11 protein-coding genes are annotated in these 13,960 nt (G+C 65.9%); 5 read left to right on the forward strand and 6 right to left on the reverse strand.

Translation table 11 applies throughout. The annotated features are described in order from the left end of the window. The first annotated feature begins 139 nt into the window (after positions 1–139). Together ung and VB672_RS16315 are read left to right on the forward strand one after the other, a co-directional pair. A complete protein-coding gene (ung, locus tag VB672_RS16310) occupies positions 140–847 on the forward strand; it encodes a uracil-DNA glycosylase (protein WP_329785250.1) in 708 nt (235 codons plus the stop codon). A 106-nt stretch (positions 848–953) separates the two neighbouring features. Beyond that, the gene (locus VB672_RS16315; RefSeq protein WP_329785251.1) at positions 954–2,159 is read left to right on the forward strand and encodes an amino acid aminotransferase; all 1,206 of its coding nucleotides are present in this window, start codon (positions 954–956) and stop codon (positions 2,157–2,159) included. A gap of 123 nt (positions 2,160–2,282) precedes the next feature. Here VB672_RS16315 and VB672_RS16320 read toward each other — a convergent pair whose 3' ends face one another. After that, entirely contained in the window at positions 2,283–5,783 is a 3,501-nt protein-coding gene (locus VB672_RS16320) for an indolepyruvate ferredoxin oxidoreductase family protein (protein ID WP_329785252.1), read from the reverse strand. Between the two features lie 209 nt (positions 5,784–5,992). On the opposite strand from VB672_RS16320, the gene VB672_RS16325 reads away from it, so the two are divergent. Beyond that, the gene (locus VB672_RS16325; protein ID WP_329785253.1) at positions 5,993–6,634 is read left to right on the forward strand and encodes a DUF1007 family protein; all 642 of its coding nucleotides are present in this window, start codon (positions 5,993–5,995) and stop codon (positions 6,632–6,634) included. After that, positions 6,625–7,641 (forward strand): nickel/cobalt transporter, encoded by a 1,017-nt coding sequence (locus VB672_RS16330; protein WP_329785254.1) that lies wholly within the window; start codon positions 6,625–6,627, stop codon positions 7,639–7,641. The genes VB672_RS16325 and VB672_RS16330 overlap by 10 nt, the downstream gene beginning before the upstream one ends. A 6-nt stretch (positions 7,642–7,647) precedes the next feature. Here the strand turns inward: VB672_RS16330 and VB672_RS16335 are convergent, their stop codons facing one another. Together VB672_RS16335 and VB672_RS16340 are read right to left on the reverse strand one after the other, a co-directional pair. Further along, positions 7,648–8,280 (reverse strand): LysE family translocator, encoded by a 633-nt coding sequence (locus tag VB672_RS16335; RefSeq protein WP_329785255.1) that lies wholly within the window; start codon positions 8,278–8,280, stop codon positions 7,648–7,650. 39 nt (positions 8,281–8,319) lie between these two features. After that, positions 8,320–9,915, reverse strand: coding sequence for a gamma-glutamyltransferase family protein (locus VB672_RS16340; protein WP_329785256.1), 1,596 nt, complete (start codon positions 9,913–9,915; stop codon positions 8,320–8,322). A 149-nt stretch (positions 9,916–10,064) separates the two neighbouring features. On the opposite strand from VB672_RS16340, the gene VB672_RS16345 reads away from it, so the two are divergent. Beyond that, positions 10,065–10,262 carry a hypothetical protein gene (locus tag VB672_RS16345; protein ID WP_036347269.1) on the forward strand — a complete coding sequence of 66 codons (198 nt, stop codon included), beginning with the start codon at positions 10,065–10,067 and terminating at the stop codon, positions 10,260–10,262. Here VB672_RS16345 and VB672_RS16350 read toward each other — a convergent pair. The 3 genes from VB672_RS16350 to VB672_RS16360 form a co-directional block, all read right to left on the reverse strand. Next, the gene (locus tag VB672_RS16350) at positions 10,259–10,627 is read right to left on the reverse strand and encodes a DUF1850 domain-containing protein (protein ID WP_329785257.1); all 369 of its coding nucleotides are present in this window, start codon (positions 10,625–10,627) and stop codon (positions 10,259–10,261) included. The two genes, VB672_RS16345 and VB672_RS16350, sit on opposite strands and share 4 nt — an antisense overlap. Continuing rightward, on the reverse strand, positions 10,627–12,918 hold the full coding sequence (locus VB672_RS16355) for a TRAP transporter permease (protein WP_329785258.1): 2,292 nt from the start codon (positions 12,916–12,918) through the stop codon (positions 10,627–10,629). Before VB672_RS16355 ends, VB672_RS16350 begins: the two co-directional genes overlap by 1 nt. A gap of 87 nt (positions 12,919–13,005) precedes the next feature. After that, a complete protein-coding gene (locus tag VB672_RS16360) occupies positions 13,006–13,959 on the reverse strand; it encodes a TAXI family TRAP transporter solute-binding subunit (RefSeq protein ID WP_442932084.1) in 954 nt (317 codons plus the stop codon). Between the last annotated feature and the right edge of the window lies 1 nt (position 13,960).

The raw sequence follows: 13,960 nt of genomic DNA on the forward strand, positions 1-13,960 counted from the left end.
GTCACAGAAGTAACATCCTGTCGACGGTCCTGGAGCCTCGATCGGCAGCACGTCCGATGTCTTTTTCAGCGCTGGCCGCCGACCTATTGAGCCGGCGCAGCAACAGAGCCCGCATTCTCCCGAAAGGCATGATCTTCCGATGACCGGATCCATCACCCAAGCCCTTGCCGACTTCCGCGCCAAGCCTCAGGCCGCCGGGTGGCTGAGACTGCCCTTCTTCCAGGACGGAAGCGCCGAGACCGTGGCGGCCAAGGTCGATACGGTCATCGCCTCGGGCGCCCAGGTGCTGCCTCCGCCGGAGGCCGTGTTCACCAGCATCTCGCTGACGCCGCTCGATACGGTCAAGGTCGTCATTCTCGGGCAGGACCCCTACCCGACACCAGGGGACTCCCATGGTCTCGCCTTCTCCTACCGCGGCTCCCGGCGGCTCCCGGCCTCCCTGCGCACGATCCTGGCCGAAATGGCGGAGGACCTGGGCGTGCCGATGCCGAAATCGGGCGATCTGTCGAAATGGGCGAAGCAGGGCGTGCTGCTCATCAACACGTCGCTCACGGTCGAAGCCGGGCAATCCGGCGCGCACATGAAGTTCGGCTGGTCGGCCTTGGTCGATCAGGCCATCGCGGCGATCTCGGCGCAGCAGCCGGCCGTTGTCTTCCTGCTCTGGGGCGGCCCGGCCCGCAAGCGGGCCGCGCTGGTCGACCGGACGAAGCACCTGGTGATCGAGGCAGGCCATCCTTCCCCGCTCAATCGGCTGAACGACTTCAGAGGCACCCGCCCCTTCAGCCGCGCCAATGCCTGGCTCGTCGAGAAGGGGCTGGAGCCTGTCGATTGGCGGCTTGACGCCTGAGGCTTCATGAAGGCGCTTGCCGAGAGGCCGTCCCAAGGGATAGGTCTCGCGGCACGCGAAACGATGCGGTCGCCGGCAGGCCGCCGCGACAGGCTTGGAGATCAGCATGACGGAATCCCTGTTCGGACAGGTCGAAGCCTTTGCCGGCGACCCGATCCTCTCCCTCAACGACAGCTTCAAGGCCGATCCCAGGCCTGAGAAGGTCAATCTCAGCATCGGCGTCTACACGGACGAGAAGGGCCGCATCCCGGTGCTCGGCGCTGTCAAGGCCGCCCACGAACGCATCGGCTTCGCGGAACGGCCCTATCTGCCCATGGAAGGGCACGCGCTCTATCGCGACGGCGTGCAGAAGCTCGTCTTCGGCGCCCAGCATCCGGCTCTTGCCGAGAAGCGGGTCGCCACGATCCAGACGCTGGGCGGCACGGGTGCGGTGGGCATCGCGGCCGATTTCCTGGCCAAGCACGCACCCGGCCGCACAGTTCTGGTCAGCGATCCGACCTGGGACAACCATCATGGGCTGTTCCAGCGAGCGGGCTTCAAGACCGCTACTTATCCCTACTGGAACAGCACCAGCCGGTCCGTGGATTTCGACGGCATGGTCAAGGCCCTGGAGGCAGCGGAGAACGGCTCGATCGTGGTGCTCCAGCCCGTCTGCCACAACCCGACCGGCGTCGATCTCGACGAGCGCCAGCAGAACGCCGTCACGGACGTGCTTCTCGCCAAGCGCCACATCGTCGTGTTCGACATGGCCTATCAGGGCTTTGGCACCAGCCTCGACGAGGATGCCGCCTTCGTGCGCCGCTATGCGGACCGCGCCGGCTGCCTCGTGGCCAATTCCTTCTCGAAGAATTTCTCGCTCTACGGCGAGCGCTGCGGCGGCCTGAGCGTCGTCTGCCGCGATGCGGACGAGGCCGAGCGTGTGCTCGGGCAGTTGAAGCTTGCCGTGCGCCGCAGCTATTCGAGCCCGCCGATGACGGGCGGTCTTCTGGTGGCGACCGTGCTCGGCAACGACGACCTTCGGGCGCAATGGGCCAGTGACGTCGAGACGATGCGCACCCGCATGGATTCCATGCGCAAGCTCCTTGCCGAGGAGATCCGCGCCCTGTCGAACGCAATCGATGTCGGATTCCTCACCAACCAGCGCGGCATGTTCAGCTACACGGGGCTGAGCGCCCGCCAAGTCGACGTTATGCGTGAGCGGGACGGTGTCTACCTCGTGGGCTCGGGCCGCATGTGCGTGGCGGGGCTCAACGAGGCGAACGTGCCGACAGTGGCGAAGAGCTTCGTCGAGGTGAGTCAAGCGAAGAGCTGAGATTCCCGCATCTCAAACGTCATCACCGGCCTTGAGCCGGTGATCCCGATCCGAAAAGCACGACGCTTCACAGGATCGGGATGGCCGGGACGAGCCCGGCCATGACGAGGAGAATTCCAGCTGTCATTCCGCCGCGATCGGCAGCGGCTGCGGCCCGGCGCGGAACTTGGCGAGGAGATCCGCCTCCTCCGCCTTCGCGGCTTTCAAGTTCCGCTCCTTGACGTGACCGAAGCCGCGGATCTTCTGTGGGATGTTGGCCAAGCCGACCGCAGCCGCATGATTGCCGGCATCGAGCTTCGCAACGATCTCCTCGATCAGCCCTTCGAAGTCACGGATAAGCCGGCGCTCGGTACGGCGTTCGTGGGAGTAGCCGAACACGTCGAGCGGCGTACCGCGCAGCGTCTTGAATTTCGCCAGAACGCCCATGGCCTTGAGCATCCACGGCCCGAAGCTCATCTTGCGGGGCACACCCGTGACCGGGTCCTTCTTGGCGAGGATCGGCGGCGCCATGTGGAATTCGTAAATCAGGTTCTCGCCCTCGAAGGCCGATGCGACCTGTTTCTCGAAATGGCCGTTCGTGTAGAGCCGCGCCACCTCGTATTCATCCTTGTAGGCCATCAGCTTGAACAGCGAGCGCGCCACCGCATCGGTCAGCACGGTCGAGCCGGCGACGGCCTTGCTCTCCGCCGCACGCACCCGCTCGACAAGGGTGCGATAGCGGCCAGCATAGCGGCTGCTCTGATACTCGGAGAGGAACGCCACCCGCCGTTCGATTACCTCGTCCAGCGTCTCGGACAGCTTGCGCGATTCCGTCGGCGCTTTGAGCTCGCTCATCATGGCGGCGATCAGTTCCGGCTCGGCGGCAGCGCGGCGGCCCCAGGTGAAAGCGGCAAGGTTCATCTTCACCGCCTCGCCGTTGAGCTCGATCGCCTTCTCGATGGCAGCAGCAGAGAGCGGCACGCGGCCGGCCTGGTAGGCATAGCCGAGCATGAACATGTTGGCCGCGATCGCGTTGCCGAGAAGCGCGGTGGCGATCGCCGTCGCATCGACGAAGGACACGCCCTCCTGGCCCGCCGCCGACCTGATGGCGCGCTTCAGGCGTTCCGTCGGCAGGGAGAAATCGGCATTGCGCGTGAACTCGCCCGGCATGACCTCCGCCGTGTTCACCACGAGCGCCGTCTGCCCCTCCTTCACGGAAGCCAGGACTTTCTTGGTGCCGGTCACCACGAGGTCGCAGCCGAGCACGAGATGGGCCGATTCCGCGCTCACGCGGATGGCATGGATGTCGTCCTGATTGTTGGCGAGCCGCACGTGGCTGTAGACCGCGCCGCCCTTCTGGGCGAGGCCGGCCATGTCGATCATGCCCAGCCCCTTGCCCTCCAGATGGGCTGCCATGCCGAGGATTGCCCCGATGGTGACGACACCCGTGCCGCCGACGCCCGTCACGATCACGTTGAAGGTGCGGTCGATGGCCGGGATCGCCGGATCCGGCAGCGGCTTGAACGTCATGCCGTCCGTCGAGAGCGTCTCGGGCACGGCCTTCCTGATCTTGGCGCCATGCACCGTCACGAAGGACGGGCAGAAGCCCTGGACGCAGGAGAAGTCCTTGTTGCAGTTCGACTGGTCGATCTGGCGCTTGCGGCCGAACTCGGTCTCCACCGGCTGCACGGCGACGCAGTTCGACTGCACCGAGCAATCGCCGCAGGCCTCGCAGACGAGATCGTTGATGATGACGCGCTTGTCCGGATCCGGGAACTCGCCGCGCTTGCGGCGCCGGCGCTTCTCGGACGCGCAGGTCTGGTCGTAGATCATCACCGTCACGCCCGGGATTTCGGCAAGCTGGCGCTGCACCGCATCGAGCTCGGAACGGTGATGGATCGTCATGCCCGCGGGCCAGCGGATCTCCTTCGGGTATTTGTGCGGCTCGTCGGTGACGAGAGCGATGCGCTCGACGCCCTCCTCGCGCACCTGGCGGGCGATCATGTCGACGGTGAGCCCGCCTTCGTGCTTCTGCCCGCCGGTCATGGCGACCGCGTCGTTGAAGAGGATCTTGTAGGTGACGTTGGTCTTGGTGTGGATCGCCCAGCGCAGGGCGAGGACGCCCGAGTGGTTATAGGTGCCGTCGCCGAGGTTCTGGAACACGTGGCCGCGCTTGGAGAACGGCGCCTCGCCGATCCAGTTCGCGCCCTCGCCGCCCATCTGGGTGAAGCCCTCGGTGGAGCGGTCCATCCACTGCACCATGTAGTGGCAGCCGATGCCCGCATAGGCGCGCATGCCTTCCGGCACCTTCGTCGAGGTATTATGTGGGCAGCCGGAGCAGAAATGCGGCACGCGGGTTGCCACGTCGCCCGTGATCGCTAGCACGTCCTGCGCATGGCGAAGCCGCGCCACGCGCCCGCGCAGGTCGTCGTTGTTGTGATAGGCGAGCAGCCGCTCGCCGATGACGATCGCGATGTCGTTGGGATCGAGGGCGCCCTTCACCGGGAAGAGCCAGCGCCCCTCCTCATCCTTCTTGCCGATGCAGAGCGGCTGATTGGCAGTGCCGTAGAGCTCCTCGCGCAGCTGCACCTCGATGAGGGAGCGCTTCTCCTCGACGACGATGACCTTGTCGAGGCCGCGCGCGAAGTCCACCAGTTCCGCCTGCGACAGCGGCCAGGGGCACGCGACCTTGTAGAGGCGCAGGCCCATGTCGTTCGCCTTGACCTCGTCGAGGCCGAGCTCGTCGAGGGCCTGGCGCACATCGAGATAGGACTTGCCGACCGTGATGATGCCGATCTTCGGATTGCGGCCGCCGGAGAGCACGATGCGGTTGAGGTTATTGGCGCGGACAAACGCCAGCATGGCGTCGCGCTTGAAATCCTGAAGCCGCGCCTCCTGGTCGAGCACCCCGTCGCGATTGCGGATGTTGAGGCCGCCCGGCGGCATCGTGAAATCGTCCGGGATGATGATCTTCACACGATCGAGCGACGCGTCGACGGAGGCGGTCGACTCGATGTTGTCCTTCACGCATTTGAACGCCACCCAGGTGCCGCAGAAGCGGCTCATGGCGTAGCCGTAGAGGCCGTAATCCAGGATCTCCTGAACGCCCGCCGGGTTCAGGATCGGAATCATCACGTCGACGAAGTGGAACTCGGACTGGTGGGCGACCGTGGAGGACTCCGCCGTATGATCGTCGCCCATCAGGGCGAGCACACCGCCGTTCTTCGAGGAGCCGGCCATGTTGGCGTGGCGGAACACGTCGCCGGATCGGTCGACCCCCGGCCCCTTGCCGTACCAGAGGCCGAACACGCCGTCATACTTGCCGTCGCCGCGGATTTCCGCCTGCTGCGAGCCCCAGACCGCCGTGGCGGCGAGCTCCTCGTTCAGCCCGGGCTGGAAGACGATGTTGGACGCCTCGAGCCACTTCCGGGCGCGCCAGAGGTTCTGGTCGAGGCCGCCGATGGGCGAGCCGCGATAGCCGGACACGAAGCCGGCCGTGCTGAGGCCAGCCAGCCGGTCCCGCTCGCGCTGCATGAGCAGCATGCGGATCACGGCCTGCGTGCCGGTGATGAAGACGTGATCCTTGGAGAGATCGTACTTGTCGTCGAGCGTGACGCTACGGAGCGCGCCATGACCTTCGGTCATTATCCGTTTCCTCCTGGGGCCTTTAGCCCACTGCCGGTCGTCCGGTCTTCATTTGTGGAATATGTCAGCAATGCTGACATATCTTCCAAGACCCGTCAATCAAGCCCTTCGGCTCCCGCCTTCGTTTCGCCTCTGTTAACCATGAAACCCTCATACAGCTCCCGTGGTCCGGCCTTGCGTCGGAAGCCTCGCGTTTTCCGGGTCAATGCATGACACGCTATCGTGGTCTTAAATCTGTCTTGGCGGCATTAAGCCTAGGCTTGGCCTCGCCGGCCCTTGCGCATCCTCATGTCTGGGTCACCGCCAAGGCCGAGGTCGTCTTCGCGGCAGATGGAAAAGTGACGGGCGTTCGCCATCACTGGACGTTTGACGAGGCCTACACGGCTTATGTCACCCAGGGCCTCGATACGAACGGCGACGGCAAGCTCTCGCCGGAGGAGCTGCAGGACCTCGCCACCGAGAACGCCGCCTCCCTCAACGAGTTCGACTATTTCACCGTGCTGAAGGCCCGCGGCAAGCCGCAGAGCTTCGATTCGCCGCGCGAAGCACGGATGAACATGGAGAAGACCCAGGTCGCCATGTCGTTCTTCCTGCCGCTGAAGACGCCGGCTGTGCCCTCCGGCGCCGTGTCCATCGAGATCGAGGACCCGACCTTCTTCGTCTATTTCAGCCTGTCGGAGGGCCAGGCGGCCGTATCGCTCGCCAATGCCCCGCAGGGCTGCGTGACGAGCATCGCCAAGGCCAAGCCGCTCGATGCCACCATGCAGCAGATCCTGCAGGATGAAGGCGCGATCCAGACGCAGGATATCGGCATCGAATATTCCAACAGGGCCATCATCGCATGTCCCTGACGTCGGATGTCTCTGCCCTCCCGGGCGACGGCCGGACGTCCCTGTGGCGTCGGCTCGGCCTCGTGCTGGCGGCCGTCGCGGTCATCGCCCTGGCCATGGGACTGATCGGGCTGTGGCTCGGTCCGTTGAGCAAGCCGCCACCACGCAACCCGTTTGGCATGGGCCTGCGCGAAGCGACACCCTCGGGGAGCATCGGCGCCTGGATCCTGGCCGTGCAGTCGGGCTTCTACGGCAGCCTCCAGGCCGGCGTGCGGGCCATGAAGGAGAACGGCTCCGCCTTGTTCTCCCTGCTGCTCGTGGGCTTCGCCTATGGCGTTTTCCACGCAGCCGGACCCGGGCACGGCAAGGGTGTGATTTCGGCCTATCTCGTGGCTGACGAGAAGGCGCTGCGCAAGGGCTTCCTCTTGAGCCTGGCAGCCGCCCTGGTGCAGGCGCTGGTCGCCATCGCGATCGTGTCCATCGTCAGCCTGGCGCTGCGCGCCACCGCGTCAACCATGAACAAGCTCGCGATGAACGTGGAACTGGCGAGCTTCCTCGCGGTGGCCCTGCTCGGCGCCGTCATGACCTGGCGCAAGGCCGGCAAGGTTCTGGGCGTTCTGGCGCTGGCCCGCAACCCCTATGCCCCCGTCCAGGAAGATTGCGACCACGTCCACATGCCGCCGCCCGAGGAGCTTGGCCGCCTGACCCGCTGGCGCGACATGGCGGGCGTGGCCCTCGCGGCCGGCATCCGGCCCTGCGCGGGAGCCCTCATCGTCCTGGTCTTTTCGCTATCGCAAGGCCTCTTCGCGGCCGGAATCGCGGCGACCTTCGCCATGGCGCTCGGCACGGCGCTCACCACCGGCGCCATTGCGGCGCTCGCGGTCTTCTTCAAAACCATGGCCCTGAAGGTCGCCGGCGGACGGGGGGCCTCGGGCGCCATCGCCATCGCGGGGCTCGAACTTCTGGCCGCCGCCTTCGTGCTGGTGCTGGGAGCAAGTCTCCTCTACGGCGTCTGGACAGCCGGTTAGAACCCGCTATCGCCGCGCCTCGAACGCCATCCTCACGGCGAGGCCGCCCAGGACGGTGCCCATCAGCCATCGCTGCATCATCATCCAGCGGGGGCGGGTCGTCAGGAAAACGGCGATCGACCCGGCCATGACGGCGATGACGGAATTCACGCTGACGCTGATGACGATCTGGGTGAAGCCGAGAACGATGGATTGCATCAGCACGCTGCCCTGCTCCGGACTGATGAACTGAGGCAGGAGCGACAGATACATCACGGCGATCTTGGGGTTCAGCAGGTTCGTGAGAAGGCCCATTATGAACAGCTTGCGCGGGCTGTCCTTGGGAAGGCCCTTGACCTGGAAGGGCGAGCGTCCGCCGGGCCTGACGGCCTGCCACGCCAGATAGGCGAGATAGGCCGCTCCGCCGAAGCGCAGCGCGTCATAGGCATAGGGCACGGCCAGCACCAGCGCCGTGATGCCGAACGCCGCACAGAGCATGTAGACGACGAAACCGAGCGCCACCCCCGCGAGGGAGATCAGCCCGGCCACGCGCCCTTGGGAGATGGAGCGGGACACGAGATAGATCATGTTCGGTCCGGGCGTCAGCACCATTCCGAGAGCCACCAGGGCGAAGGCGACGAGACTTGCGGTTTCAGGCATGCGTGGGCTCCCGATTTGAGTCTGTACAAGATTCCACCCTTAGAGTCCCAGCGATCCACCGTCGGAGCGCGGATCATGCACGGCCTCGACGCGCCCGTTGCGCGGATGCTTCACCAGCATGCCCGCATGACCGAGCGCATCGGCATAAGGCTTGTCCAGTTCCTGAACCGGATGGCCGAAGCCCGAGAGCGCACGCAGCAGGCCCGGATCGAAGCGGCCCTCCACCTTCAGGGTTGCCGAAGGCGATCCCCAGCTCTTCCCGAAGAGCCAGCGCGGCGCATCCACCGCGTCGGCGAGGCTCATGCCAAAATCGGCATAGCGGGTGAAGATCTGGCCGAGGATCTGCGGCTGCCCCTCGCCACCCATGGTGCCATAGGAGAGCACGCGTCCGTCATTGAAAACCGCGAGCCCCGGATTGAGGGTATGGAAGGGCTTGCGGCCCGGCTCCAGTGGGTTCCGGGACTTCGGATCGAGCGAGAAGCCCAGGCCCCTGTTGTGCCAGTGGATGCCCGTCGCCGGCAGCACGCAGCCGGAGCCGAAGGCCCAGTAGACCGACTGGATGTAGGATACCGCCAGCCCGTCCTTGTCGATGCACCCCATCCAGACCGTATCTCCCTCGGCAGATCGCGGCGGATAGGGCGCGGCGCGGCGGGCCTCGATGAGAGCCGCTTCCCGCTCCAGAGCAGCCGGCTCAAGAAAATCCGCCGGATTGCGGGTGAGTTCGCGCGGATCCGTCACCACCCGGTCGCGGATGGCGAAGGCCCGCTTGGCGGCCTCGATCAGCCCGTGGTGGTGCTCCGGGGTCTCGGCCCGGCCCACGTTCAGGCGCTCGAACATTCCAAGGATCAGGAGCGCGGCGAGCCCCTGGCTCGGCGGCGGCAGGTTATAGACGGTGGAGTGCTTCAACCGTACCGACAGGGGTTGGACCACCCGGGCGCGATAGGCTTCCAGATCCTTGCGGGTGATCGGGCTGCCGATGCGCTCCAGATCGGCGGCGATCTCGCGGCCGACGTCTCCACGGTAGAAATCGGCGAGCCCCGCATGGGCGAGCTGGTCGAGCGCATCGGCAAGTTTGAGATTGCGCCGCCTGGTGCCGGCCTCGGGCAGCTTGCCTTCGACGAGGAAGGCCTCGGCAAAACCGGGCGCCGAGAACAGGGCGGCCTGTTCCAGCTGAGGATTCCGCCCCTCGGCGGCGCCGATGGCATAGCCGTCCCGGGCCAACCGGATGGCGTCACCCATGAGAAGATCGAGGGGCAGCTGCCCGCCGAGCGCCTTCGCAAGCTCCAGCGCCAGTCCCCATCCGGCGACCGCCCCGGCAACGGTCAGCGCCGCGTCGGGTCCGCGCGGCGGGACGGCGTCGTAGCCCTTGCCCCGGTAGCGCTTGATCGTGGCGAGCGCGCCGGCGGGTCCCGAGGCGTCGAGGGCATGGATACGGCCCTTCGGCTCCCGGACCAGCCAGAACCCGTCGCCGCCCAGGCCGTTCATGTGCGGGTAGACCACGGCAATGGCCGCCGCCATGGCCACCATGGCTTCCACCGCATTGCCGCCGGCGGCGAGAATGGTCTGGCCGGTCTCGGCCGCAAGCCTGTGAGGAGCCGCAACGGCGGCGGTCGAGAAGACGGGGGTTTCGGGCATGGTCTCTTGTAATGTGAGGCGCGACAGAATGAGATTCGGGGAGAACTTGCACCGGAGGGGGCGTTTAGGGTAGTCCCATCGGCACGAAATGAAGTGAGGCAAAAGTGGCTCAGGCGAAAAGCACCAACTGGCGCAACGTGATCACCATCATGAGCATCATGATCCTGGTGGGCGCGGAAGTCTTCGGCGTCGCGATCGCCGCCGGCTGGGCCATCGCGGGCCTGTTCGAGCTCGGCGATTACGTCGGTTACGCGCTCATGGCCCTGTTCAGCCTGTTCGCCCTCTACATCCTCGTGAATCTCTGGCGCCGCTGCGTCGCCGTCGAGCCCTTGACCGGCCGCGCCTAAGAGCCCTCGCACACTTTCATCACGATCGGATCGGCCTCAGGTGGGACATAGGCCTCCATCGGGCGGCATTGGCCCGAGGTGCAGATCCGCCAATCCGCCGTCGCGCCCGAGCGGCGCATGATCACCTCTGCTTGCGGCGGCAGGTTCGGCTTCCACGACCAGACACCATTGGCAAGCCGAGCCTCCGGCGGCGGCTCCATGCCGGCCCCGGATCCGCGCACCCGCGCCTCGACGAGTTCGAGCCCTGCCGTGCCTGAGCGCCAATCCTCCTCCCAGACGATTTTCTCGACCGAATGGGTCCAGGCGAGCGTGATCGCGCCTGCCATGAGAGGCGCGACCATGGCGCCGGCAAGCAGGCAGATCATCAACTGACGGCCGGTGTGGCGACCTTGCGGGACTGCCAGACGTGGAAGCCGACGAAGAGCGCCGAAAGGACGAAGCCGATCTCGTCCGTGAGCGGAATGGCCGCCACGAGGAAGCCGGCCGCGGCTGCCGCCCAGATCCGCTCCCACCAGGTCAGGGGCTTGAGGAAATAGCCGACGGAGGCCACGCCCCAGAGGGTCATAGCGAGTGTGGCCTTGATCACGATGTAGACGACTGCAAGCCAGTAGCCCGCTCCCTCGAGTCCCGGCACCGGCTGCAGCATCAGGGTGGGATCGTAGACGGCCATGTAGGGAATGACGAAGCCCGGCAAAGCGATTCTGACCGCCTGAATGCCGATCTTGAGCCCTGATTCCTTCGCCATAGGGGCCGCCGCGAAGGCCGCCAGCGCCACCGGCGGTGTCAGGTCCGCCATGATGCCGAAATAGAAGACGAACATGTGCGAGACGATGAGCGGCACGTCGAGCTGCAGCAGGATGGGGGCAGCCAGGGACGAGGTGATGATGTAGTTCGGGATCGTCGGAATGCCCATGCCGAGGATCAGGCTGAAGATCATGGTGAGCACGAGGGCCGCGAAGATGTTCTCCTTGCCGATGGAGATCATCCAGGTGCCCACGATGGTGCCGAGCCCCGTGAGCGTCATGGTGCCGATCACGATGCCGACCACCGCGCAGGCGAGGCCCACGGGCAGGGCCTGACGGGCCCCGTCCGCCATGGCGTCGACGCAGGCCTGAAGGGTCGTGCGCCCTCGGCCCGAGAAGGCGTTCCACAGGGCCAGGGCCGCGACGACGAGAACGACGAGCGTCACGGTCGAGGCGAGCGAATAGGCCGAGAGCAACGCCAGACCGATCCAGAACGCCACCCGAAGAGCTGGTGTGGCGAGCCCTGCCGCAATCGCCGTGCCGAGGATGAGCGCCACGGTGAGCGACAGGCCCACGGCGCCGGCGAAGAGCGGCGTGTAGCCGGTGAAGAGCAGATAGACGAGGACGCCGAGTGGCGCGATGAGGAACCACTTCGTCCTCAGCTCGGTCCAGGCATTCGGCAGCTCGGATTTCGGCAGCCCTCTCAGATGCCGCTTGCCGGCCTCCAGATGCACCGCGAGATAGCAGGCGGCGAAATAGAGGATGGCCGGAATGATCGCCGCCTCCACGATCTTCGAATACGGCACGTCGATGGTCTCGGCCATGATGAAGGCCACGGCCCCCATGACCGGCGGCATGATCTGGCCGCCCATGGACGAGGTCGCCTCGACGCCGCCCGCGAAGGCGGAGGGAAAACCGAAGCGCTTCATCAGCGGGATCGTGAACTGGCCCGAGGCCACCACGTTGGCGACGCCCGAGCCCGAGACCGTGCCCATGAGGGCGGAGGAGGCCACGCAGACCTTGCCGGGCCCGCCCTGCTTGTCGCCGAAGACCGCCATCGAGATGTCGTTGAAGAAGTCGATGACGCCGGCCTTCTCCATGAAGGCGCCGAACAGGATGAACAGGAAGATGTAGGTCGCCGAAACGAGGGCCGGCGTGCCGTAGATGCCTTCCGTCCCGAATGACATGTGCTCGACAACCTGATCCAGCGAATAGCCGCGATGATCGAGGGGAGCCGGCAGGTAATTGCCGAACAGGCAATAGGCCAGGAACAGGCCGGCCACGATGGGAAGGGCCGGGCCCATCACGCGCCAGACGAGGTAGATCAGGATTGCGAGCGCGGCGATCCCGACGACGAGGTCGAGCGTGGTGAGATCGCCGGCGCGGATCACGAGCTCCTCGTAGAACGCCCAATGGTACAGCCCGACCAGGAAGCTCGCGACGCCGAGGATCCAGCCGAGGGCGCGCATGGACGGCGATCCGGACCGGTGATTGGCGATCATCGCTCCGGCCACGAGGCACAGGAAACCCACATGGATGGTGCGCACCACCTGGCTCGGCATGCTGCCGCCGAACCAGAGAACGAGCCCGAAGGCGCCGGCCACGGCGATCCAGGCGAGCACGCCGTCGACGATGGCGCGGCGGCGCACCGCGAGCCCGATCAGCCAGGCCGCCCAGGCCACCATGGTGACGGCCCACAGATGGGTGAGGCTTAAGGACGCGATGAACGGCTGGTCGAGCGGGATGCCGAAGGAGGTGATGATCTGGAACGTGGAGAAGGAAACGGCGATCCAGAACAGGAGCCTTCCCAAAAAGCCTTCGCCGAAGCTCTCCGGCAGGCCGTGTTCCGGATTGACGGCCTCGGACGGCGCTTCCATCTGGGCGAGTTCGGAACTGTTCGCTCCCTGGCTCATGGCGTTTCCTCAACACTTGTTCTTATTGTCACGAAAAAGCCGGAGCAGTTCACCTGCCCCGGCTGAAATGTAAATCGGCCGAAGGGTTTAGGAGCCCTGCTTCTTCACGCCCTTTTCGTCGAAATAGCGCTGGGCGCCCGGATGCATCGGAACGGGCATGCCGGAGAGCGCGCTCTCGAGCTTGATGTCCTTGGCGGCCGCATGGGCCGCGGCGAGATCCGGCAGGCTGTCGTAGATCGCCTTGGTCATCTGGTAGACGGTCTCGTCCTTCACGCCGGAATGGGTGACGAGGTAGTTCACCACGGCCGCTGTCTGCACGGGCGCGGTCTGGCCGCCATAGGTGTTGGCCGGGATCGTCGCCTTCACGTAGGGCGTGCCGACCTTATCGACGACGCTGGCGGGGATTTCCACCACGACGATCGGCACCGAGGTCGCGAGGTCGCGGATCGACGAGACGCCGAGGCCCGCCGATTGCAGGGTGGCGTCAAGCTGGCGGTTCTTCATGAGCTCGACGGATTCACCGAAGGGCAGGTACTCGACTTTGCCGAGATCCTTGTAGGACAGGCCCGCACCCTGGAGGATCGCCCGGGCGTTGAGCTCGGTGCCGGATTTCGGCGCGCCGACGGAGAGGCGCTTGCCCTTGAGGTCGGCGAGCGACTTGATGCCGGATTCCTGGGTCGCGACCACCTGGATGTAGTTGGGATAGATGGCCGTGATGCCGCGCAGCTTGTCGAGCTTGCCCTTGAAACCCGCTTCCTCGTCGCCGGCCCAGCCCATGGCGAGGCTGTCGCCGAGGGTGAAGCCGATCTCGCCCTTGCCCTGCTGCAGGAGGGTGAGGTTTTCCACCGAGGCCTTCGTGGCCTGGACCGACGGGCGGGCGCCCTGGACCTTGTCCGTGAAGACCTTGGAGAGGGCGACGCCGAGCGGATAATAGACGCCCGAGGTGCCGCCCGTCAGGACGTTGATAAAATCCTGGGCCTGGGCCGGCAAGCTTGCTCCCGCAAGCGCAATGGCCGCCGCAGCGCCGACGACGCTGCGCATG

The organism is Microvirga sp. CF3016 (assembly GCF_036314085.1).
GTDB lineage: Bacteria > Pseudomonadota > Alphaproteobacteria > Rhizobiales > Beijerinckiaceae > Microvirga.

Excerpts from the sequence above, each read along its gene's own strand:
- VB672_RS16335 (WP_329785255.1), bottom strand. The coding sequence starts at position 8,280 with ATGCCTGAAACCGCAAGTCTCGTCGCCTTCGCCCTGGTGGCTCTCGGA.
- VB672_RS16345 (WP_036347269.1), top strand. The coding sequence starts at position 10,065 with ATGAGCATCATGATCCTGGTGGGCGCGGAAGTCTTCGGCGTCGCGATC.
- VB672_RS16360 (WP_442932084.1), bottom strand. The coding sequence starts at position 13,959 with ATGCGCAGCGTCGTCGGCGCTGCGGCGGCCATTGCGCTTGCGGGAGCA.
- VB672_RS16340 (WP_329785256.1), bottom strand. The coding sequence starts at position 9,915 with ATGCCCGAAACCCCCGTCTTCTCGACCGCCGCCGTTGCGGCTCCTCAC.
- VB672_RS16315 (WP_329785251.1), top strand. The coding sequence starts at position 954 with ATGACGGAATCCCTGTTCGGACAGGTCGAAGCCTTTGCCGGCGACCCG.
- VB672_RS16325 (WP_329785253.1), top strand. The coding sequence starts at position 5,993 with ATGACACGCTATCGTGGTCTTAAATCTGTCTTGGCGGCATTAAGCCTA.
- VB672_RS16320 (WP_329785252.1), bottom strand. The coding sequence starts at position 5,783 with ATGACCGAAGGTCATGGCGCGCTCCGTAGCGTCACGCTCGACGACAAG.
- VB672_RS16355 (WP_329785258.1), bottom strand. The coding sequence starts at position 12,918 with ATGAGCCAGGGAGCGAACAGTTCCGAACTCGCCCAGATGGAAGCGCCG.
- VB672_RS16330 (WP_329785254.1), top strand. The coding sequence starts at position 6,625 with ATGTCCCTGACGTCGGATGTCTCTGCCCTCCCGGGCGACGGCCGGACG.
- ung (WP_329785250.1), top strand. The coding sequence starts at position 140 with ATGACCGGATCCATCACCCAAGCCCTTGCCGACTTCCGCGCCAAGCCT.
- VB672_RS16350 (WP_329785257.1), bottom strand. The coding sequence starts at position 10,627 with ATGATCTGCCTGCTTGCCGGCGCCATGGTCGCGCCTCTCATGGCAGGC.